The 21,402-nt window shown below is 64.7% G+C and carries 22 protein-coding genes; 8 read left to right on the top strand and 14 right to left on the bottom strand.

What is annotated here, in order from left to right; genetic code table 11:
* Nucleotides 1–15: 15 nt before the first annotated feature.
* The 4 genes from rpsG to VGG51_03535 all read right to left on the bottom strand — a co-directional run bounded on the left by rpsG (nt 16) and on the right by VGG51_03535 (nt 2,233).
* Entirely contained in the window at nt 16–486 is a 471-nt protein-coding gene (rpsG, locus tag VGG51_03550; GenBank protein ID HEY1882102.1) for a 30S ribosomal protein S7, read from the bottom strand.
* 3 nt (nt 487–489) lie between these two features.
* Nucleotides 490–930 carry a 30S ribosomal protein S12 gene (gene rpsL / locus VGG51_03545; protein ID HEY1882101.1) on the bottom strand — a complete coding sequence of 147 codons (441 nt, stop codon included), beginning with the start codon at nt 928–930 and terminating at the stop codon, nt 490–492.
* 113 nt (nt 931–1,043) lie between these two features.
* Nucleotides 1,044–1,400 (bottom strand): GntR family transcriptional regulator, encoded by a 357-nt coding sequence (locus VGG51_03540; GenBank protein ID HEY1882100.1) that lies wholly within the window; start codon nt 1,398–1,400, stop codon nt 1,044–1,046.
* 29 nt (nt 1,401–1,429) lie between these two features.
* Entirely contained in the window at nt 1,430–2,233 is an 804-nt protein-coding gene (locus VGG51_03535) for a hypothetical protein (protein HEY1882099.1), read from the bottom strand.
* A gap of 138 nt (nt 2,234–2,371) precedes the next feature.
* Here VGG51_03535 and VGG51_03530 point away from each other — a divergent pair, with 138 nt between their 5' ends.
* The gene (locus tag VGG51_03530; GenBank protein HEY1882098.1) at nt 2,372–3,529 is read left to right on the top strand and encodes an acyltransferase; all 1,158 of its coding nucleotides are present in this window, start codon (nt 2,372–2,374) and stop codon (nt 3,527–3,529) included.
* On the opposite strand, the gene VGG51_03525 is transcribed toward VGG51_03530, so the two are convergent.
* Nucleotides 3,513–3,860, bottom strand: coding sequence for a hypothetical protein (locus VGG51_03525; protein HEY1882097.1), 348 nt, complete (start codon nt 3,858–3,860; stop codon nt 3,513–3,515). The genes VGG51_03530 and VGG51_03525 overlap by 17 nt on opposite strands.
* 95 nt (nt 3,861–3,955) lie before the next feature.
* On the opposite strand from VGG51_03525, the gene VGG51_03520 reads away from it, so the two are divergent.
* The 4 genes from VGG51_03520 (at nt 3,956) to VGG51_03505 (ending at nt 7,471) form a co-directional block, all read left to right on the top strand.
* Nucleotides 3,956–4,147 (top strand): DUF3311 domain-containing protein, encoded by a 192-nt coding sequence (locus VGG51_03520; GenBank protein HEY1882096.1) that lies wholly within the window; start codon nt 3,956–3,958, stop codon nt 4,145–4,147.
* On the top strand, nt 4,140–5,597 hold the full coding sequence (locus VGG51_03515) for a sodium:solute symporter (GenBank protein HEY1882095.1): 1,458 nt from the start codon (nt 4,140–4,142) through the stop codon (nt 5,595–5,597). Before VGG51_03520 ends, VGG51_03515 begins: the two co-directional genes overlap by 8 nt.
* Nucleotides 5,594–5,995 carry a RidA family protein gene (locus VGG51_03510; protein ID HEY1882094.1) on the top strand — a complete coding sequence of 134 codons (402 nt, stop codon included), beginning with the start codon at nt 5,594–5,596 and terminating at the stop codon, nt 5,993–5,995. The genes VGG51_03515 and VGG51_03510 overlap by 4 nt, the downstream gene beginning before the upstream one ends.
* Nucleotides 5,996–6,898: 903 nt before the next feature.
* A complete protein-coding gene (locus VGG51_03505; protein HEY1882093.1) occupies nt 6,899–7,471 on the top strand; it encodes a DUF4126 domain-containing protein in 573 nt (190 codons plus the stop codon).
* Nucleotides 7,472–7,626: 155 nt separating this feature from the next.
* Here the strand turns inward: VGG51_03505 and VGG51_03500 are convergent, their stop codons facing one another.
* The 4 genes from VGG51_03500 to VGG51_03485 are packed head-to-tail and all read right to left on the bottom strand — an operon-like array spanning nt 7,627 to nt 11,585.
* Nucleotides 7,627–9,240 carry an AMP-binding protein gene (locus tag VGG51_03500; protein HEY1882092.1) on the bottom strand — a complete coding sequence of 538 codons (1,614 nt, stop codon included), beginning with the start codon at nt 9,238–9,240 and terminating at the stop codon, nt 7,627–7,629.
* 4 nt (nt 9,241–9,244) lie between these two features.
* Nucleotides 9,245–10,384 carry an acyl-CoA dehydrogenase family protein gene (locus VGG51_03495; protein HEY1882091.1) on the bottom strand — a complete coding sequence of 380 codons (1,140 nt, stop codon included), beginning with the start codon at nt 10,382–10,384 and terminating at the stop codon, nt 9,245–9,247.
* A 2-nt stretch (nt 10,385–10,386) separates the two neighbouring features.
* The gene (locus VGG51_03490; GenBank protein ID HEY1882090.1) at nt 10,387–11,175 is read right to left on the bottom strand and encodes an enoyl-CoA hydratase family protein; all 789 of its coding nucleotides are present in this window, start codon (nt 11,173–11,175) and stop codon (nt 10,387–10,389) included.
* On the bottom strand, nt 11,172–11,585 hold the full coding sequence (locus VGG51_03485; protein HEY1882089.1) for a hypothetical protein: 414 nt from the start codon (nt 11,583–11,585) through the stop codon (nt 11,172–11,174). The genes VGG51_03490 and VGG51_03485 overlap by 4 nt, the downstream gene beginning before the upstream one ends.
* Before the next feature lie 84 nt (nt 11,586–11,669).
* Between VGG51_03485 and VGG51_03480 the strand changes: the two genes are divergently transcribed.
* Both VGG51_03480 and VGG51_03475 read left to right on the top strand, forming a co-directional pair.
* The gene (locus VGG51_03480; GenBank protein HEY1882088.1) at nt 11,670–12,710 is read left to right on the top strand and encodes a hypothetical protein; all 1,041 of its coding nucleotides are present in this window, start codon (nt 11,670–11,672) and stop codon (nt 12,708–12,710) included.
* Complete coding sequence (locus VGG51_03475; GenBank protein ID HEY1882087.1) at nt 12,707–14,233, top strand: glycosyltransferase family 39 protein; 1,527 nt, start codon at nt 12,707–12,709, stop codon at nt 14,231–14,233. Before VGG51_03480 ends, VGG51_03475 begins: the two co-directional genes overlap by 4 nt.
* A gap of 14 nt (nt 14,234–14,247) precedes the next feature.
* Here the strand turns inward: VGG51_03475 and VGG51_03470 are convergent, their stop codons facing one another.
* The 5 genes from VGG51_03470 to VGG51_03450 all read right to left on the bottom strand — a co-directional run bounded on the left by VGG51_03470 (nt 14,248) and on the right by VGG51_03450 (nt 20,372).
* On the bottom strand, nt 14,248–15,216 hold the full coding sequence (locus tag VGG51_03470; GenBank protein HEY1882086.1) for a hypothetical protein: 969 nt from the start codon (nt 15,214–15,216) through the stop codon (nt 14,248–14,250).
* Nucleotides 15,213–16,250 (bottom strand): hypothetical protein, encoded by a 1,038-nt coding sequence (locus VGG51_03465; GenBank protein HEY1882085.1) that lies wholly within the window; start codon nt 16,248–16,250, stop codon nt 15,213–15,215. Before VGG51_03465 ends, VGG51_03470 begins: the two co-directional genes overlap by 4 nt.
* A complete protein-coding gene (locus VGG51_03460) occupies nt 16,247–17,233 on the bottom strand; it encodes a hypothetical protein (protein ID HEY1882084.1) in 987 nt (328 codons plus the stop codon). Before VGG51_03460 ends, VGG51_03465 begins: the two co-directional genes overlap by 4 nt.
* A 152-nt stretch (nt 17,234–17,385) precedes the next feature.
* Nucleotides 17,386–18,117 (bottom strand): SDR family NAD(P)-dependent oxidoreductase, encoded by a 732-nt coding sequence (locus VGG51_03455; GenBank protein HEY1882083.1) that lies wholly within the window; start codon nt 18,115–18,117, stop codon nt 17,386–17,388.
* Complete coding sequence (locus VGG51_03450; GenBank protein HEY1882082.1) at nt 18,114–20,372, bottom strand: bifunctional salicylyl-CoA 5-hydroxylase/oxidoreductase; 2,259 nt, start codon at nt 20,370–20,372, stop codon at nt 18,114–18,116. The genes VGG51_03455 and VGG51_03450 overlap by 4 nt, the downstream gene beginning before the upstream one ends.
* A gap of 65 nt (nt 20,373–20,437) precedes the next feature.
* Between VGG51_03450 and VGG51_03445 the strand changes: the two genes are divergently transcribed.
* Complete coding sequence (locus VGG51_03445) at nt 20,438–21,400, top strand: retropepsin-like aspartic protease (protein ID HEY1882081.1); 963 nt, start codon at nt 20,438–20,440, stop codon at nt 21,398–21,400.
* Nucleotides 21,401–21,402: the final 2 nt, after the last annotated feature.

The raw sequence follows: 21,402 nt of genomic DNA, 5'->3' as shown, positions 1-21,402 counted from the left end.
TCTTAGTTTGAAATTCTACCAGCGATAATGGGCAAAAGCTTTGTTCGCTTCGGCCATCTTGTGCGTGTCTTCACGCTTCTTGATCGTCGCGCCGGTGTTGTTGGACGCGTCGAGGAGCTCGCCGGCCAGCTTCTCCTCCATGGAGCGGCCGCCGCGAGCCCGGGCAAAACCGATCAGCCAGCGCATCGCCATCGCCTGACGGCGATCGGGACGCACTTCCATCGGCACTTGGTAGGTGGCGCCGCCGACGCGCCGCGGACGAACCTCGACCAGCGGCATCGCGTTGGAGAGCGCTTGTGAAAAAACTTCCATCGGATCCCGGCCGGTCTTCTCGGCGACGAGATCGAGCGCACCGTACGTGATGCCCTCGGCCGTCGACTTCTTGCCGCGCAGCATCACCTTATTGATGAAGCGCGCCAGCACTTTCGAGTTGAACTTGCCGTCCGGAAGAATCTGACGTTTGGGAGCGGGTCCTTTGCGTGGCATCCTTTACTTCTTTTTCTCGCGCTTGGCGCCGTATTTCGAGCGCCCTTGTTTGCGGTTCGCCGTCCCGGCCGTATCGAGCGTGCCGCGGATAATGTGGTAGCGGACGCCCGGCAGATCCTTGACGCGCCCGCCGCGGACCAGCACGACCGAGTGCTCCTGCAGGTTGTGCCCGATCCCCGGGATATAGGCGGTCACCTCTTCCCCATTGGTCAAGCGAACGCGAGCGACTTTGCGCAGCGCCGAGTTTGGCTTCTTGGGAGTAACCGTTTTCACTTGAGTGCAGACGCCGCGGCGCTGCGGATTGCCGGTCACTTCGAATTGTCGCGTCGGGAGATCGGGATGGCCCGGCTTGGGCCCCGTCAAGATGACGCGAAATGCCCGGGTCTTGACCTTCTGCTCGGTCTTCTCACGCCCGCGGCGCACCAATTGGTTGATGGTCGGCAAAAACTACAAGCTCCTCACGCTGACACAGAAACGGCCTCACCCGCAGGTGGGACCGAGCCTCAACTATATCAAGGCGCCCAGGGGGCGTCAAATGCCGAGCGAGCGGCGCGCGCCTAAATTTCCTGGCCGGCGACGCCCGCACGCGCCAACTCGACGGCGATTTCGTCACTCGAAAAGCCGCGGTGGCGCAGGGAGGTGACGAATTTCTCCGTCGCTTCCCGCAGGCTGCGCAGGCGTGCCGGCCGGTTGACGGGGATCTCGCCCGCGACCCGAGTCCCGCGTCGCCGATCGCCGACGAGCCAGCCTTCGGACTGCAGTTCGCCGTACGCGCGCGCCACGGTGTTGGGTGCGAGGCCGAGATCGCCGGCAAGCTGGCGGACAGTTGGCAAAGGTGCCTCCGGCGGCAGCTCTCCTCGCTCGATCGCCGCGCGGATCTGCGCGGCGAGCTGTTGGTAGGGCGGAGTCTCCAAGGCCGCATCGACGACCAGATAGAGCGGACTCACGCCACCCGCACGCGTCCGAAGTGGGGAAGAATGCTCGCTGCGAGCGCTACCACGAAGGCGGCAATGAGAATCGCCATCGCGACCGTTCCGAAAAGGCCGTACTGTTCCGGTAGCCCGGGTTCGGAAAGGGCGGAGAAAACCAGCACCGGCGCGCAGGCCAACACGGCAACGTTGCGCGCCCGGCCGAGGCGCAGGCGTTCGTCCAGCGCGTATTCGTACTGCGGATCGACGCCGAGCAGCAGCGCGGGCGCCGCGGCGATTCGCCAGGCAACGAATCCGAGCACGAGCGTCGACGCCGCGACGACGATCGCCCCAATACGATTCTGAGGTTCGATCGCAAAGAGCACCGCGACGATGAAGCTCGCGGCGATGCAGGCGATCAGCAACGGCGGCAGCGCGGAAAACGGAGAACGGCGGATCAGCGGGGCGACGCGCTGTTCGGTCGCCCGCCGAAACTGCAGATAGGCCAGCAGCGCGACGGCCGACCCCGCCAGACAGAAGAGCGCATAGGGCAGCACGAACGGGACGCTCGGCACGGCCTCCAGCGCCGCCAAGGCGAAAGCGCTCACGCCTAAGGCGCGGCCGTAATTGCGGGAGACCCCTTCGGCCTGTTCTCGCGCCGCCACGACACGGTCGAGCCGCTCGCGCTGCGCGTCGCCCATCTCAGCCCAACAGGTGAACGTGCCGGCGATGCCGGCAAAGCATCGCGGCCAGCGCAACGCGGCGACGCCGGTCGCAGCCATTGCCAGTCCCATGGTGAGGCGGATGAGCTCGGGGTGGTGGTGGTGTGGCGGAATCATTGTACCATCACCCTAATACAAAGGCCGGCTTTGTGTCAACCCATTGGTTCAAAACGCGTCCTTCGACAATCCTTCGACAGGCTCAGGATGACACGGTGCTGAGAATGACCGACCGGAGGTTCGACCGTATTTCGCGGCATGGCCGCAAGCGGAACCCTTCGCGAGGAGGCGCGACTCGGCGTCTTAGACGGGTTGCGCGGCCTCGCGGTTCTGCTCGTGCTCTGGTACCACGTCTGGGAGTTTTCCTGGCTCAGCCCGCCGCCGTCGCTGGCCTTTCTGCCGGCGACCGGCTTCGCCGGCGTTACGCTCTTCTTCTTTTTGAGTGGTTTCGTTATCTCGTATCCGTTCGTACGATCGCGGGCCAGCGGCGCACCGCGGCCCTCGTGGGCGCACTTCGCTTGGCGGCGCTTCATGAAGATCGTGCCGTCGTACGTGCTCTCGATTGCGGTCGCCTATTGCGTCGGGTACGCGCAAGTACAACCTTCAGCGGCGCCGCTGCCCGATCTGGTGACGCACCTTCTCTTCGTGCACACTTGGTTTCCCGAACGGTTCGGAACGATCAACGGGGTGCTCTGGACGCTCGCCGTCGAGGTCGAATTTTATTGCGTCTTCCCGTTGATCTGGTGGTGCTTCGCTCGGCGTCCGTACGTTACGGCCGGCGCGATGATCGCGATCGCCTGGGCGTGGCGCGTCTGGATGGCGCACTGCTGTTTTTCAACGCTCTTTCCCACGTACGAAGAGAACCTGCCGGGCTATCTCGATATCTTCGCCTTCGGAATGCTCAGCGCGCAGCTCTTCGTCGGGCTCAGCGCCCGCTCGAAGCCGGCGCTGCGGCGTAACCTCGCGCCGCTTGTCGCGCTCGGCGGGTTCGCGATGCTCTGGATGTTGCTGGAGAGCGTCTTCGACTTTCGCTTTGCCGACCAGTGGGCCGGCGTCTGGCAGATCCACGGGCGGGCGCTCTTCGGCCTCGCCTTTGCGTTAATCGCGCTGGGGTCGCTGTTCAGCCCGAAGTGGTGGCAAGTGCTGCTCGACAATCCGCCGCTGCGTTTTCTCGCGACGATCTCGTACAATCTCTACCTCTACCATCAAATGATTGCCCGGGAGATGATATGGCATCAGATCCCCTCGTATCGGGGGGACCCGCACTACGACACGCAATGGCAAGTCCGATATACCGAACTTGCCTTTGCGGCGACCATCGCATTCGCGACGGTAACGACCTACTGTTTCGAACGGCCTCTGCTGCGGATACGCGGCCCGCGAGGGGCGCGCAATCCGGTTAGAGTGCAGCCTTGAAGATGCTGGTCGTGAGCTCGGCGATTCCGGGAACGCGAACCTCTTTACCCTGGAAGCCTGTCACGGTGGTCCAGACCCAGAGCACGATCCAGAGAAGCCAGATGATCGGGTACAGGATCCGAAGGTGAATGAACCCCAAAATGACCCAGAGGACGAAGTAGAGAGCCCACATCGTGATCGATTGAGCTGCGGCCCACTTCACAAACTTGTTGGTTCCACCGCCGACGAGCATAACGATGCCGCCGAGCAGGCAGAAAAGATACGCGAGTCCCGCCGCTACGTTCGGCTCTAACCCGAACGGAGTATCTTTTGCTGGAGGGGTTACGGACATGTAGGCTGACCCTTTCTCATTGGAACGCATCTGCGAGCTTGCAGGCCTTGCTTTGCTTCGCCGGGACGTTCGACCTTCACGCAGAAAGGCGCCCGATGCGCCGTCGCGGCTGGTACCTGCTGCTGGTCTTGCCGTTTATCGGGACGCTCATCCCGCCGCTGTATAACCATGCGGCCCCCGCGCTCTTCGGGATGCCCTTCTTCTACTGGTATCAGTTGGCGTGGGTCCTCGTGACCGCCGGCCTTCTCGGAATCGTCGTGCTGATGACCAGAGACGGGCGTGTCTAGCGCGGCGCTGATCCTCGGCGTCTCGGTAACGGGCGTAACGGCGCTCGGCTTCGTCGCAGCGCGATGGGGCGGCGCAAACCTGCGCGACCTCGAACAGTGGGCACTGGGCGGGCGCAGCTTCGGAACGATCGTTTCCTGGTTCTTGCTCGGCGGCGATCTCTACACCGCCTACACGTTCGTCGCCGTTCCGGCGCTCGTCTACGGCGTCGGTGCGCTCGGATTCTTTGCCGTGCCCTACGCGACGGTCGCGTATCCCATCGCGCTGATCGTGCTTTCGAAGTTCTGGACCATCGCGCGAGATCGCGGTTACGTGACGACCGCGGACTTCGTGCGCGATCGCTACAACGACCGCGCGCTCGAGATCGCGATTGCGCTTACCGGAGTAGTCGCGGCACTCCCCTACATCGCCTTACAGCTCGTCGGCATGCGGGCAGTCTTCAGCCAGTTCAGCACGCTGGGAGCAATGCACGCGTTCCCCGCGCTGACCGTCGCCTTTGTTCTGCTGGCCGCCTACACGTACACGAGCGGCCTGCGCGCACCGGCGATGATCGCCTTCGTGAAGGACATACTGATCTACGTGACCGTCATCGCCGCGATCACGGTCATCCCCGCACGGCTCGGGGGCTGGGGGCACATATTCTCGCTCTCGGCGGCGGCATTGGCCGCCCGTCCGAAACCGTCGTCGATCTTCCTCGGGCCGCCGCAGTACTTCACCTATGCGACGATGGCGTTCGGCTCGGCGCTCTCGCTCTTCATCTACCCGCACTCGATCACGAGCGTACTCGCCGCGCGCAGCCGCGAGGTGATTCGGCGCAACGCGGCGTTGCTGCCGATCTATTCGCTGCTGCTCGGACTGCTCGCGCTGCTGGGCTACTGCGCGCTGGCCGCCGGCATCTCGACGAAAGACACGACGAGCGTCGTACCGCAGCTCTTCGCGCGCTTCTTTCCCAACTGGTTCGTGGGCGTGGCCGACGCCGCGATCGCGATCGGCGCGCTCGTCCCCGCAGCGATCATGAGCATCGGCGCCGCCAATCTCTTCGCAAGCAACGTCTTTCGCGAATTTTCGCTGCAGCGCTCGCAGGTCGAGACCGTCATCGCGAAGCGGCTGACGCTGGCTATCTGCGCGGTCGCGCTGCTCTTCATCTTCTTCGTCCCCGTTCCGTACGCGATCGACTTTCAGCTTTTGGGCGGCGCGCTGATGCTGCAGATCTTTCCCGCCTTCGTGCTCGGCCTATGGACGCGCTGGTTTCACCCCAAGGCGCTGCTCGCCGGTTGGGCCTGCGGTCTTATCGCCAGCTGCGCGATGGCCTACGCGAGCGGCTTTAGCGCGAACTACGCGCTGCACGCGTTCGGCGGTGCGCTAACCGGTTTCATCGCGCTCTACTCCCTGGCGCTCAACCTGGCGGTGAGCGCCGTACTCACACTTCTTCTCAAGCGAGGCACAACGTGAGCAACAGGATCGATCCAGAAGGGTGGCCGCGCCCGAGCGGCTACGCCAACGGCGTCTTAAGCGAAGGCCGCTATCTCGCGATCGCGGGACAGATCGGCTGGAACGAACGCAACGAGCTCGTTTCGGGCGATTTTGCAGAACAGGCGAGCCAAGCACTGCGCAACATCGTCGCGGTGCTGCGCGCCGCCGGCGGCGAACCCGCGCACCTCGTGCGGCTTACCTGGTATGTCACCAACAAAGATGAGTATCGCGCGAGCCTCTCCGCGCTCGGGAGCGCCTATCGCGAGATCATCGGCGCGGTCTATCCCGCAATGGCGCTCGTCGTCGTGGCCGACCTGCTCGAAGACGGTGCAAAGGTCGAAATCGAGGCCACGGCGATTTTGCCGCCGGCTTCGTAAACGCGCCCTCAAGGCTACAGTGTGCGAAGCCGCCCACATCTTAAAGACCCAAACGATCGGCCCATGGAAGGCGTAGTGCTTGACGAGCTAGCGACTTATCGTAATCACGACAGGATTAGACCGATCGTCGCTCGACGTCGTAAACCACTGCTGCGGGGCAGGGCCTTCCGGGATTCCCAAAAGATGCGGAGTAGCCGTTATCACGTATCTGCCAGGGGTTGTGAAGTTGTAGCCCCAGAAGCTAATGGGAACCCATGCCGTGGTTAGGCCGGTGTTTCGATCGGTGTAGTGGACGGTGATAGTCGTGCCTGACGCGTACCTTCGGTGATCGGCTGACGAGATGCGATAACCCTCGGTTCCCTCTGTAGAGAGTGGCTGGTTTCCGGAATCCACGACCGATAGGCTAAACATCGCCCAGGGAACATTGGTCGTAGCAAAGATTGGGCCATCGGTTACATTGCGGATTGTGAATCGAAGCTTTATTGGTTGTCCCAGCGCATAGGTCGACCTGTCCGTTTCCAAGCCAACGACAAAGACGCCGCTACGCTCAACCGCATCAGCTTGTTGCGCCGAGGCGCACAGCACAAAGACAAAGGCGAGTGCAAGTGTAACTGCGCGCGTGTAGTTCGGGAACTTAATTCTCATTGCCAGCGCCAGGGCGGAGGCGGTAGAGGCGCCACCGAGGCCGGCTCGGTCTGGATATCAGGGTGGTCGTTGTTCATGTCTGGCGTTCCCTATTTGCCAATGATTCGCTGAATCTTTGGGTTGCGCCGACGAACGACGCTCAGGTTGCGGGTAAACCGATCCGCTCGTAGCAGTACCCCGAGACGACGCGAGGTCCGACCTGCTTCAAAAGGCGCCGCAAGCGGGGGACAGGCTTGGCAAGGCAAGGAAGCTTCCGGCGTGGATGCGGCAAGCCAATACGCGCTCGCGTATGCGCTAACGACGACCGCCGGCGTACGCGCCCTTCTTCCGCTGGCCGCCTTCGCCGTCGTGATCCATCTCGGCTTCCTACACTCGCCGCCGGGATTTGCGTGGCTTGGCGGAGCCAAGGTGACGTGGCCGCTGATCGGCATCGCCGTGCTCGAACTCATCGCCGATAAAGTGCCGATCGTCGACAGCCTAATGCACGTCATCGGCGTCGCGGTAAAACCGGCCGCGGCCGCCGTTTTAGTTGGAGGATCGGTGCACGCGCAGTCGCCGCAAGTCCTCACCGGGCTCATGGTGCTCGGCGCGCTCAACGCGCTCGGCATTCACGCAGCGGTCGCCTCAGTACGCGGCGCGTCGACGCTCACGACCGCCGGCATCGCCAATCCGGCAATCAGCACCGTCGAAGACGGCGGCTCGATCGTCGCAACGATTCTCGCGTTCTTCGCACCGTTCATCGCCGCATTTCTCGCGCTCTGCTTCGCAGCCGCGCTCTTCATCCTCGCGCGCAGCGCCTACAAGCGCGTGCGAGCGAGTCACCGTACGTAGCGGCGCCGCGGAACGCTTTGCCGGAGAAGCTCGGACCGACGAGCGCAGCCATGGATGGCGGAGCGAGGAGGCCGAGCAGCAGGAGCGGAGCAGGATGCGGAGCGACGAGCGGTTCGATGGCGAAGCGTTCCGCGGCGCTGCTACGCTAGTGAGGCTCAGCTACGCAGTTTGTAGCGCTGCAGCTTCCCAGTCTCGGTGCGCGGAAGCTCGCTGACGAACTCGATCTCGCGCGGCGCCTTAAACGGCGCAATCTGCATTTTGCAGAACTCGCGAAGCTCGTCGGCCTTGGCGTCGGTAGGCGGGCATCCGTCGACGAGGACGATGAACGCTTTGACGACGTTAGTCTCTCGGGCCGGATCGCGCTTGGCGACGACGGCGATCTCCTTGACGTGGGCGTGCGCGATGAGCGCCTGTTCGACCTCGGGGCCGGAGATATTGTAGCCTGAGGAAACGATCATGTCGTCGGTGCGCGCGACGTACCAGAAGTATCCGTCGGCATCGCGGCGGTAGGCGTCGCCCGGATAGTTCCAGCCGTGCTGAACGTAGATCTGCTGGCGCTCGTCTTGCAGATACTTGCAGCCCGTGGGGCCTTTAACGGCGAGCCGGCCGATCGTCCCATCCGGCACCGGGTTTCCATCCTCGTCGTGGATCTCGGCAACGTAACCCGGGACGGCGCGCCCCGTCGATCCGGCGCGAACCTCGTCTTGCGAGCAGCCGACGAAGATGTGCAGCATCTCGGTGCTGCCGATGCCGTCGAGGATCGCGATGCCCGTCTGTTCGTGCCACTGCTCCCACACGGCGCGCGGCAGCGTTTCGCCGGCGGAGACGCACGTTCGCAGGCTCGAGAGATCGAACTCGTGCGCTCGAGCCGCCATCGCACGGTACGCGACCGGCGCGGTAAAGAGCGTCGTTACGCCGTGCGTCGAGATCGCCTCGAGCAGTTCGGCCGGGCCGGCCTTTTCGAGCAAAAGCGCCGCCGCGCCGGCGTAGACCGGAAAGAGCAGTATGCCGCCGAGCCCGAACGTGAACGCCAGCGGCGGGCTTCCGCAAAAGAGATCGCTCGCGCGCGGCTGCAGCACGCGCGTTCCGTAACCGTCGCAGCAGGCCACCAAGTCGCGATGATAGTGCATCGCGGCCTTCGGCGTGCCCGTCGTTCCCGAAGTGAAGGCGATGATCGCGACGTCTTGGGCCGCCGTCTCGACGTTGGCAAACGTGGCCGGCTTCGTGCGCATCCGCTGCTCGAGCGACGCGATGGGGTGCACGCCCTCGCCGAAGTAGAGGGTTCGCACGCCGCCGTAGCTGCTGCAGGCGCTCTCCAAGTCGGCGCGCAGCCGCACGTCGCAGAGCGCGTGTTTGACCTGCGCCTTTTCCATCATGAAACGCAGCTCGTTCGCGCGATAGAGCGGCATCGTCGTGACGGCGATTCCGCCGGCCTTGAGCACTGCGTACCAGCAGGCCGCGAGCATCGGCGTGTTCGGGGCGCGCAGCAGCACGCGATTCCCCGGCTCGAGGCCCATCTCGTCGACAAGCACGCCCGCGATGCGGTTCGCGGTCGCCAGCAGTTCGCCGTAGCTCCAGCAAAGGCCGCCGGGAGCCAGGAGGCAGCGAGCGTCTTCGTGCCCGGCGACGCGTTCGTCCAATAAGTTCGTGGCCGCGTTGAGCAGCTGGGGATATCGCAGTTCGGGCAGCTCGAAGCGCAGCTCGGGCATCTCGGCACTCGCCGGCAGCCGGTCCTCGGCGAACGTATCCGTGTGGCCGGTGAAGCGCAAGACCTTACCCTTCCAAGACCGCTTTGGCGATCACGACTTGCTGAATTTCACTGGCGCCTTCGTAGATCCGCAGCGCGCGAACGTCGCGGTAGAGCCGTTCGACGATCTCGCCGCGCGTAACGCCGCGTCCGCCGAAGAGCTGCACGGCGCGGTCGCAGATTCGTCCCGCCGCTTCGGTTGCGAACCACTTCGCCATCGCAGCCTCGCGGGTCACGCGAGCGCGGCCGCGATCTTTGCTCCAGGCCGCACGATAGACGAGCAGCGTTGCGGCGTCGAGATCGGTTGCCATCGTCGCCAGCGCCGCTTGCGTCAGCTGCAGCGCGCTCAGCGGCGCGCCGAAGAGCTGCCGCCGCTTGACGTGCGCCACCGATTCGTCCAGCGCGCGGCGCGCGAAACCGTTGGCCGCCGCTCCAACCGTGCTGCGAAAGACGTCGAGCACGCTCATTGCAACCTTAAAACCTTCGCCCTCGGCACCGATGCGGGCAGATTCCGAAACGACGACGCGCTCGAGCTCCAGCGTGCCGAGCGGATGCGGCGAGATCGTTTCGATGCTTCCCTCGGCGCGAACGCCGGCGGCGGCCGCGTCGACCGCAAACGCGCTGAGGCCTCTGGCGCCGCGTTCGCCGGTGCGCGCGAAGACGATGTAGAGATCGGCGATGCCGGCGTTGGAGATCCACGTCTTCTTCCCGTCCAGAATGTACTCGCCGGCGCGCCGGGTCGCGGTCGTTGCAAGCGCGGCGACGTCGGAGCCGGCCTCCAACTCCGAAAGCGCGAAGGCGGCGATGCAGCGGCCGGCGACGATCTCCGGGAGATAGCGTTTCTTGAGCGAGGCATTGCCGAAGAGCGCCACCGGACCGCCGCCCAAGCCTTGCATCGCAAACGCGAAATCGGCCAGCGCACTGTGATAGGCGAGCCGTTCGCGCGCCAAACAGAGCGTTCGCACGTCGAGCTCCGCGCGGATGCCGCCGTAAGCACCCGGCACGCACGCGCGCAGCCATCCGCCGCCGGCCAGCGCGCCAACCCAGTCGCGGCAGCTCTGCGCCGCGTCCGCCTCGTTTTCACGAACCGGCGCCGTTGCCAGCCAGCGTTCGAGTCCGGCGCAAAAGGCGCGGTGCTCTTCGTCGAAGAGCGGCAGCTCGAGCACGTCTAGTCGCCTTCGAAACGCACGGGACGCTTGGCGGAAAACGCATCGTAGGCGCGGCGGAAATCGTTGCTCTCCATGCAGGTCGCCTGCGCGCGCGCCTCGGCGTCGATCGCGTCGTCCAGGGGCAGCGACCACTCCTCGCGCAGCATCCGTTTTGTCATCGCGTGCGCCAGCGTAGGCCCGTCGGCCAACGATTGCGCGACCTTTCGCGCACGATCCGCCAATCCGTCGGGCGTGCAGAGTTCGTTGAGGAATCCCCAGTCGTAGGCTTGCGCGCCTTGCAGCGTTCGCCCGGTGTACAGGAGCTCGCTCGCGCGTCCGAGCCCGATGATGCGCGGCAGCATCGCGCAGGCGCCCATATCGCATCCCGCCAGCCCCACGCGCACGAAGAGAAACGCGATCCGCGAACGTTCGGTGCCCAGGCGCAGGTCGCTCGCCATCGCCAAGATCGCGCCTGCCCCCGCGCACGTGCCGTCGATCGCCGCGACGATGGGCTGGGGGCAGGCACGCATCGCTTTCACGACGTCGCCGGTCATCTGCGTGAACTCCAAGAGCTGCGCGGGTGTCGATTGCGTCAGCGGCCCAATAATTTCGTTGACGTCGCCGCCCGAGCAAAAGTCGCCGCCCGCCCCCGACAGCACGATCGTTTTGACGCTCGCGTCGGCGCGCAGCGAGGTAAAGAGTTCGCGCAGCTCGCCGTAGAGCGCAAAGGTCAGCGCGTTCTTTCGAGCGGGCCGGTCGAGCGTGATCGTCAGCACGCGCTCTTCGAGCTGCGCTCGCGCGGCGCTCATCTGATACGGAATGGCAGATCCTCTTCATAGGCGTTGCCGGGACTGTTGCGGGCGATCACGCGCAGGCGGTACGCGCGCACGAAGATCGGCGGCGTATCGAGCAGGTGGATCGTAAAGGCGAAGCGCCCGGGCTTGATGTGCGGCACGTTGATTGAAAAGAGGTTGGTTCGAACCTCGATGCTCGCGACGTTGGTCCCGGTCACGAACGATCCCGACCAGCGTTCGCCGCGGCGAACGTCGAGCGAAGAGAATCGCATCGCCAGGATCTTCGGGGGCGCGCCGTCGCGCTCGATCGGCGGCGTCGGCATCGTCGCGCTGCCGACGGTGACGTTTGCGGGCGTCTCCGGTACCCGCGACCCACATCCAACGAGCAGCACTGTCAACGACCACGCGCCGATGCGATGAAGCACGCTTGAGGTCGTACGGACTCGTTCGCGACGCCACCTGCTCTCGACGGAAGGCACCTCGAAGCATCGGCTCGTAAGGCTCGGGGAATGCAGAACGCGGTCCCGCGAAGCCTCGCGCTCGATTACGCGGTCGGCATCTGCGGCATCTGGATATCCTCCGGCTTCTTTCTCGACGCCTGGGCCCACGGGCACGTTTTGGTCGACACGTTCTTCACGCCATACCACGCCGTTTTCTACTCCGGAATGCTCGCCTTGGCGCTGATCCTCGTCGGTTTTGCTCTGCAAGCGCACGCGCGCGGCTACGCTTGGGCGGAGAGCTTCCCACGGCCCTATCGCTTGGCGCTCGTCGGCATCCCGGTCTTCGTTGGGGCGGGGCTCGGCGACATGCTCTGGCATCACCTCTACGGCATCGAGGAGGGCGTCGACGCGCTCTTGAGCCCGACGCATCAGTTCCTCGGGCTGGGCATCTTCTTTCTGGCCAGCGCCCCGATCCGCTCGGTGCTCGCCGATCGCGGCGCGCTGACGCTGGGGCGCCAGCTGCCGCTCGCGCTCGGGCTGGCCACGTGGCTGGTCCTGGCGCACTTCGGCACCGCGTACGGCTTCGATCCGGCCGCTGGAAAAACCAACGCGCCGCCGCCGATCGCGCCCTTCACGCCCGACTATCTCACGGCGCTCTCGATCGGCTACTACAAGATCGCCAGCGGCGTCTTGATCGTGATCTTCCAGAGCACGCTCATTGCCGGTTTCGCGCTCTGGCTGGTCTCGCGCATGCACCCGAGCCCCGGGATGTTCACGGCGATCCTCTTGCTCGGCAACCTGCCCGCAGCGGCGGCCTTTACCAATCAAACGCCGCTGCTGGCCGTCACGCTCGCGCAGTCTTTGATTACGGGACTCTTTGCCGACACGCTCGTGCGCCTCTACGATCCGCACCCGGTTCGCGGAAAGACTCGAGCCTTTCGCTGGTTCGCCGCCGCCATTCCGATGACGTACATCGGCGTCTATCTGCTGGGAACGGCCGCGTACGGCGGAATTTGGTGGGATTGGAACATCGCGCTCGGCTCGTGGATCTGGTCGGGCGTCTGCGGGTTTGCCCTCAGCCTGCTGATTCTCGCTCGCCGCCCGGCATGATTCCGGCGGGCCTGCTCTGTGCGGCGCTGCTGCTGCACTGCGCGGCCGCCTGGCGCTACGGCTACTTCCGCGATGAGCTCTACTTCATCGCGTGTTCGAAGCACCTGGCCTGGGGTTACGTCGATCAGCCGCCGCTCGTCGCGCTCGCCGCCTGGCTCTCCGCGCCCGCCGGATATCAACTGCTCGCGCTGCGCGCGCTGCCGGTCCTGGCCGCCGCCGGAACCGTCTATCTCAGCGCGCTGCTGGCCAAAGAACTCGGCGGTGGGCGCTTCGCGCAGTTGCTAGCAGGCGTCGCGACGATGCTGCTGCCGGCGTACTTGCTGCTCGGCTCGACGCTGACGACGACTTCGTTCGAGCCCTTCTTTTGGACGCTAACGATCTATCTCACCGTGCGGATACTTCGCGCGTCGCCGAGAATGCTGCCTGCTCTTTGGCTCGCGCTGGCGATGACGGTGGCGCTGGGGACCTATGCAAAGTATTCGATGCTGCTGCTCGTCGTTGCCTCGATCGCCGGCCTGCTGCTCACCGGACGGCGCGACGTGCTGCTCTCGAAGTACGCGCTGGGGGCCGCAGCGCTGGCGGCGCTGTTGCTGCTACCGAATTTGCTGTGGCAGGGGCTGCACGGCTGGCCCTTCCTTGAGGTGATCCGCGGCGATGCGGCGCATCGACCGGCGTTCGCCAACGGTTTCGCGCTCGAGTACTACGACCTCGCGAGCAACGCGAAAGCCTTTGCCCTCGAGCAGCTGATCTACACGAATCCGCTCGCCGCACCGCTCTGGCTCGCGGGCGCGATCGCGCCGTTCAGGCTCGGATCGCTCAGAGAGATGCGCTTTGCCGGCGTGGCGTACGCCGTCGTCTTCATCGTCGCCGTGGCGCTCGCCGCCAAAGGCTACTACATCGTCGGCATCTACGCAGCGCTGCTCGCCGCCGGGTCGGTCGCGCTCGAACGCGCCGCAGCGTGGCTGCGCACGGCGCTCTCGCTCGCGCTGGGTGCGGTCGCGCTCGTCTCGCTGCCGCTCTCGCTGCCGGTGCTGCCGGTGCAAACGTTAATCTCGTACACGCAAGCGCTCGGGTTGACCGGACGCAACGGCGCGCCCGCGCATCTGATTCAGCCGGTCTTCGCCGAAGAGTTTGGCTGGGATCGCTTGGCGAGCGACGTCGCCGCGGTTTACGGTGCGCTGCCGCCGAACGTCCGCGCGCGCACCGCGATCTACGCCGACACCTACGCCGACGCCGGCGCGATCGACTTTTTCGGGCCGCGCTACGGATTGCCGCCGGCGATCTCGAGCCAGAACAACTACTACCTTTGGGGAACGCGCGGCTACGACGGACGCGAACTGATCGCGATCGGGGCGACGCGCATCGCTCTCTTGCGCCGCTACTACCGCAGCGTCAGGCTCGTGCGGATTTCGAGCGAACCGCTCAAATGGATCGTCGAAGGCCCGTCGCCGATCTACCTCTGCCGCGATCCCGTCGCACCGCTCGACGCGATCTGGCCGAGCCTGCGCTGGTACGGCGCCTAACGGGTTGCAGCGCGCTACTTCGCGGCTAGGCTCACGACCACGGCTACCGGCCAGTCGACGCCGTGGGATATCTCGGTAACGGGTTGGCCGCCCGCCGGATAGTTCCAATAGTAAACCGAACTGGAACTCTCGGAATCCCCTGGGCCGACGACGACTGTCGCTTGAAAGCCCTTCTTGCTGCTGTAGAATCCGAACTGGCCGCTCCCGTAGTATAACTCGGTATCGCCGACGTAGTACGCTTGACCGTGGATCAGCAGTACCCGATAAATCGTCTGGCCGTCGTCCAGTACGAAAAACTTGCCGTCCCATTGGATCCCTAAAATGTAGTGCCACGTCCGACTCCCATTGGGGCCCGGAACCTTGACGTTCGTCAGCCGGGTACCTCCCTCCGGAAGCCACGCAAAGAGCGACGGATTGGCATAGCCGAGATAGCCGTTGGTGACCAAGAGGTTTCCGTTGGAATCGTAGGCGCAGCCCTGAAAAACACCGAGTGCGGAGTCGCTGTAGGTCGTCCGCTGGCCGCTGCTCTTCGACCAGATCGCAATGTTTCCCGACGATCCGTCGTCGTTGGCCACCGCAAGGTTGCCGGAAACGGGATCGATCGCGCAGGCGTAGGGTGAGTCGGGAGAATCATCGTAGGTTTTAATCGGCTTCGCTCCGCCGTGCGCAAACTCGAGGATCCGGTTCGCGGAGGCGTCGGTGATATAGACGTTCCCTTCGCCGTCGACGCACTCGCCTTCCGGCTTGGTAAACTGGGTCAAAACGCCCACAAGCTGCTGCGACGAGTAACTGTAGACCGTCACTTCATTGTTGCCGTTGGCAACGTAGATTAAGTCTTGTTTGCTCCGACCGCCGGCAGCATGCGGCTGTGTCTCGGTCATGGCGCCCAGGGCGCTGCCGGCAACCGGCGCTCCGCCGCCGCACGAGACTAAACTCGCCGCCATCAGGCAGCATGACGCCGCGATGAACTTTTGCATTTTCATTGGCTGATCGTCGCCCCAACGGGAGTAGTATCCACGTGATCGTTCTCGTTCGTCGGCGCTCCTCCGGCCGGGTACGCCCACAGGTACGTCGTGCCGGCCGCCGATCCGCAAAAGTCGTTATCCGACCCCGCAATTTCACCGTCGTACTCCACCCCCTGAACCAGATCGCAAACCTCACCGCCGGAGGAGCTTTCGAGATCCGTGGTTCCCGCGATCGTGCCGGTCTTCGAAGCCGTGTTCACCTGATACAGGCAGCTCGTATACGTCTGACCGCAGGCCTGATCCCCAACGATCAGGTCGTTTGCGTTTGCGTCCCACTGGACCATTCCCGGAAAGTAAATCGTCCCTCCGCTCAGCACGATCGTATGTGCGGCCTTCGCGCCCTTGGGCAACTCGGAGAGCATAAACTTTCCGTGTGCATCGCGCCCGTCAAAAAAGAGATTTCCGTCTTGGTATCCGCCGAAGTTGTAGTACACTTGCTTGGGGTTGGCATATTGATCGGGCGTTCCGGAGCCTTTTCGGTAGACGACCACCGCTCCGCTGCTGCCGCTGCCGCTGAACAGCGTCATGACGGCGAGGTTTCCCGTCGTCGAGTCCCACGCGCACGCGTCGGGATGGCCGGCGGTGCTCTTCAACACGTTTTCCAGACGGCCGCTGTGGGAGAGCTCGTAGACGGCGTCGGCGTTGGTGTCGGTCACCCAGACGTTTCCCTTGTTATCCGAACACTCGCCCTGCGGCTGCGAAAAACCCGTAATCCGCGCCAGCAGCTTGAGCCCGGGCATACGATAGATGTAGACGTCGGCGGTCCCGGCGTCCGAAACGAAGAGCAAGGGAGATTTCGCGGCGGCTATTTCCGGCGAGATCCACGACGGACGCCGGTCGGGATGGGCGAGGTTGGACCATCGCGCGACCGAGGTCGACGCACGTCCGGGGATCGCCGCGGCAGAGGGCGCCGTGGAAAGACCACCGCTGCACGCGCACAGCGCAGAGGCGATCGCGAGGACGAGGCCCGCACGCACTGAGGGGCTCATCATTTCTGTCGCCGGCTGATTGCGACGCCGTCGGGCTGATCGAGATTGCTGGTGATCTCGTAGTATGGTGCGCCGCCCGCCGGGTACTTCCAATAGCCCACGTCGGTCGTTTCGCTGTAGTCGCCGATCGCGCCGACGAACTGGGTGACGGGTGACTTCGGCGTTCGCCGATAAACGGCAATCCCGCCGGCGCCGGAGCCTACCGTGAGCTTGATCGTGTCGACGTACTCCGCCTTGATATTTATTTTATACCGATACAGAACGTGATCGTCTACGATCCAGTCCTTGCCGTCGTACGCGATTCCGTCGACGAAGCCCCAGTTCCAACTCGAGGTCGAGTTCGGCCCGGGGAGATTCATGGCGATGATGCTCTTGCTCTTTTTCGGGAGATAGGCGAAGTCGCCGTAGTAATAGCCGCTGTAGCCGTTACTGCTGGCCGCTAATAAGTCGCCCCGGTCGTCGTAGGCGCACGCCGAGAAATGATCGTCGCGAGTGCCGTAATACGTCGGCTTGCCCTTGCCGTGAATGTAGATCGCGAGGTTGCCGTCCCCCTCGTACGCAGGTCCGCCATTGGCGTACGTCTCGCCGTAGTTTGCGACGGCGAGGTCTCCGGTGGTCAGATCGACCGAACACGCAAGCGGCTGGTATGAATCTTGGATAACCTCGAGCGGCTTCGTGCCGCCATGCGCAAACTCACTGATCGTTTTGGCTTGATAGTCGACGACGTAGACCTCGCCGGAGTTCCCGGTGCACGCGCCGGCAGGCTGCTCGAAGTTCGTCAGCACGCCCACCAAGGCGTGCTGCCAGTATTCATACACGTTCACGATACCGTTGCTATTGGAAACGTAGAGCAGCCACTGCCGCGCGAAATGCTGGGACATGTAGGAGCGGCCGTGGCTCCTCGCGATCTGGCTGCCATCCGGCGCGCCGTTTTGCGCCGGCAGACTTCCCGCCCCGCCGCATCCCGCCAATGCTGCCGAAAGCACCAGAGCGCAACTACGAAAACGGACGCTTCCAACTCTCATGTACCGCTCCTTCACCGCCGAGCCAACCCCATCGCTTCCGTATCGGCCGGCCCGATTTACGTTCGACGACTTGCGCGCAGCGTACCTTGCCGGCTCGGCCGCCGGCTCAAAGGCTACGCTTCAGCGAAGCCGGGGATCGTCAGCGCGACGCCGGTGCGCGAGCCGTTGACGAGATCGACGACCGCCTGCGCCACCTCCTCTACGGTCGCGAAGCGCCCTTGCGGATTGCCCTGCGCGAGCAGCGCACGTGTCTCGTCCTCGCTTCGTCCGGTTTTGGCGACGATATTTGCAATCGCGCCGTGCAGGATCGCCGTCTCGGTGTAGCCGGGGCAGATCGCATTGACGGTAACGCCGCTGCCGGCCGACTCGGCGGCGAGCGCGCGCGTTAAGCCGATGACGCCGTGCTTGCTCGCGCAGTACGCGGCGATGTACGGCGCTCCCGCCAGTCCCGCGGTGCTGGCGATGTTGACGATCCGTCCCCAGCCGGCCGCCGCCATCTCGGCAAAGACTTCGCGGGTGCAGAGGAACGTGCCGGTGAGGTTGGTTGCAAGGATGCGTTCCCACATCGCCGTCGTCGTGCGCGAGAGCGTCGCCGTCTCGGCAACGCCGGCGTTGTTGACGAGGATCGCGACCTCGCCGTTGGCCTCGCGGCACTGCGCGAAGGCGCGGCGCACCTCGTCTTCTTTTGCGACGTCGGCGCGCGCGTGAAAGAACGGTGTTTCGGCGACCGCCGAGCGGCTGATGATGCTTACACGCGCCCCCGCCTGCGCCAGTTGTGTGGCGGCCGCGAGGCCGATGCCGCGCGAAGCGCCGGTGACGACGGCGTGTTTGCCTGCGGCGCTCACGCGGTTTCCCGGGCTCGCGCGATCAAACGTTCGAGCTGCTCCTTCCCGGCGACGTACTGCACCGGCCACTGAGCATCTTCGTAGCCGAGCTGCGCCGCGGCGTGCAGCGTCCAGAAGGGATCGGCCAGATGCGGGCGCCCCAACGCGACGAGATCCGCGCGCGCGCCCGCGACGATTGCGTTGACTTGATCGGTATCGGTGATGTTCCCGACCGCCATCGTCGCGATGCCGACCTCGTTGCGAATCTTGTCCGAGTACGGCGTTTGAAACATCCGCCCGTAGACGGGAGCCGCATCGGGCGAGGTCTGCCCGGCCGAGACGTCGATGAGATCGGCGCCGGCGCCTTTGAAGGCGCGCGCGATCTCGACCGCTGCGTCGCCGTCGACTCCGCCCGCCACCCAATCCGTGGCCGAGATCCGCACCGACATCGGACGCTCCTGCGGCCATACGGCGCGCATCGCGCGAAAGACTTCCAGCGGATAGCGCAAGCGATTCTCCAGCGAACCGCCGTACTCGTCGGTGCGCTGATTGCGCAGCGGCGTAATGAAGGACGAGAGCAGATAGCCGTGGGCGCAGTGCAGTTCGAGCATATCGAAGCCGGCCTCGAGGCCCATCCGCGCGGCCCGCACGAACGCTTCGCGAATCTCATCCATCTGCGCGCGCGTGAGCTCCTCGGGCACTTGATTCCGGGGCGCGTAGGGAATTGCCGACGGCGCGAGCAGCGGCCAGTTTCCGTCGTCGAGCGGCTCGTCGCTGCCCTCCCACATCAGCTTCGTCGAGCCCTTCGGCCCCGAATGCCCCAGCTGCAAGCACACCTTCGCACCCGAACGCTCGTGGACGAAATCGACGATCCGTTTCCACGCGACGACGTGCTCGTCGAGATACATTCCGGTGCAGCCGGGCGAGATGCGTCCCTCACGCGTCACGCAGGTCATCTCGGTAAAGACTAAACCGGCGCCGCCGAGCGCGCGCGAGCCTAGGTGCACGAGGTGGAAATCGTTGGGCGTTCCGTCGACGGCGCTGTACATATCCATCGGCGAGACGACGATGCGATTGCGCAGCTCCAGTTCGCGTAAGCGAAAAGGAACGAACATCGGGGGAATCGGCGCGCCGCCGAACCAGCGTTCGACGCGCCCGACGTAGGTCGTGTCGCGCAGGCGAAGATTTTCGTGGCCGATGCGCTGGCTGCGGGTGAGCAGGCTGTAGGCGAACTGCTCGGGGGGCAGCGTCGCATAACGCGCGACGTTCTCGAACCACTCCGTCGAGTTGCGGGCGGCGTTCTGCAGCTTGAGAAATTCGATCTTTCGCGCTGCCTCGTACTGCGGCAGCGCCCGCGAGAGATCGCCTTCGAGGGTGACGAGCGCGTCGACCAGCCCGATCGCGTCCTCCATCGCCAGCTTCGTACCCGAACCCACCGAGAAGTGCGCGGTGTGCGCCGCGTCGCCGACGAGTACGACGTTACCGTCTGTCCAGTGTTCGTTGCCGACGCGCGTGAAGTTGAGCCAGTCGCGACCCCGCAGGTGCGCGCTGTTGGCCATCAGGCGATGCCCGTGCAGATACGGCTCGAAGAGCCGCTCGCAGAACGCGATCGTCTGCTCGGTGCCGGCGCCGTCGAGGCCGTGCGCGAGCCAGGTCTCCTCGCGGCACTCGACGATGAAGGTGCTGCAATCGTCGTCGAAACGATACGCGTGCACCGTGAACCAGCCGTGCTCGGTGCGCTCGAAGATAAAGGTGAAGGCGTCGAGCGGAAGCGTGGTGCCCAGCCACACAAAACGGCAGCGCCCCTTCTGCAGCACCGGTTGAAAGGTGCCCGCGTAGGTCTGGCGCACGCGGCTGTTCCCCCCGTCGGCTCCGACGAGAAGATCGCAGTTCTCGCGCAGCTTCTCGACGTCGCCGATCTCCTGCTCGAAGTGCAGCTCCACGCCGAGCTCCGCCGCTCGCCGCTGCAGGATAGCGAGCAGTGTCTTGCGCGATATACCACAGAACCCGTGGCCGCCGGAGCGAATCGTATGTCCCTCGAAGTGGATCTCGATGTCGTCCCAGTGGGCGAAGGCCTGCGTGATCTCGCGCTGCGTCGGTTCGTCGGCCGCTCGCAAGTTCTCCAGCGTCGCATCGGAAAAGACGACGCCCCAGCCGAAGGTATCGAGAGGGCGATTGCGCTCGTAGAGTTGGACGGGCCACGCGGGAAAGCGCGCTTTGAGCAGTATTCCGAGATATAAGCCGGCGGGTCCACCGCCGATACAGGTCACGCGCACCTGCTTACACTTTGGTGAGAGCCGCAGACGAATCCCGCCCCCTATGGTACGCTGGCCTCGACGCGATGAGATCTACTGCGCTGGCCCTCTGTCTATTCTCGTTCGCCGTGCTCCTGGTTTTCGGCGCCGGCGCGCGACCCGTGCAGGCCGCCGCTTCCGTGACGCTGGCGAGCGGCTTCAACGAGACGCGCACGACGATTCCCGTGACCGTCGAGGGGGTGCGCGCCTCGTGCGTTCTCGACACCGGCAGTTCGGTGATGCTCGTCTCGCCGGCGCTGGCCCGCGAGGCCGGGCTGCAGAGCCAAGGCGGAACCTTCGAGATTGCGCCGGACGGCCGCACCTATGCCGACCGTCAGACCGTCGTCGGCCGCTTCACGGTCGCCGGCAGCGTAATGCGCAACGTCCCGGCTTTGATCTCCGCGAATCTCAGCGGCTCGAGCGCGCTCTGCGGCTACGATTTTTTTGCGCACTTCCCGACCCTGATCGACCGCTACCACCGCACGGTCACGCTCTTCCCGTCCGCGTCGAAGGTCGCGCACCTGCACTGTCTGCCGGTTGCGCTCGCCCCGCGCGTACCGCTGGCGACCGTTGAAATCAACGGCACGTGGCTCGACGACGTCGTGCTCGATTCGGGAATGGCGGGCGGCGGTGCACTGTGGGATGGCGTGCGCTCGCGCTTGAGCCGGCCGCTGATTGCGAGTGCCGACTACACGACGAATCAGTCCGCGGTTCGCAACGGCTTTGCCTGCGGCGCTTCGGCGTGGATCCGGTACGCGGCGGGTGCGCCCGAAACATCGATGCCGATCTGCACCGAACCGCGGCGTCCCGACGGTTACAACGGGATCATCGAAACGAATCTTTCGAGCGTCCACGCGATGGCCGTCGACTACCCGCGCAAGCGCATCTGTTTCGATGTCGCGCAGTACTCGCCGGGCTGGGCGGCAGCACCGCCGCAGGCGCAGGCGCAGCAGCCGCCGAGCAACGGCGGGGCGTGGTCGCGCTTTAACTCACTGCGCCCGCCGCTCTAGTA

The organism is Candidatus Cybelea sp. (assembly GCA_036489315.1).
Classification (GTDB): Bacteria; Vulcanimicrobiota; Vulcanimicrobiia; order Vulcanimicrobiales; family Vulcanimicrobiaceae; genus Cybelea.
Note: the sequence above shows the minus strand (reverse complement) of the source record. Positions and strands in the feature narration are given on the sequence as shown.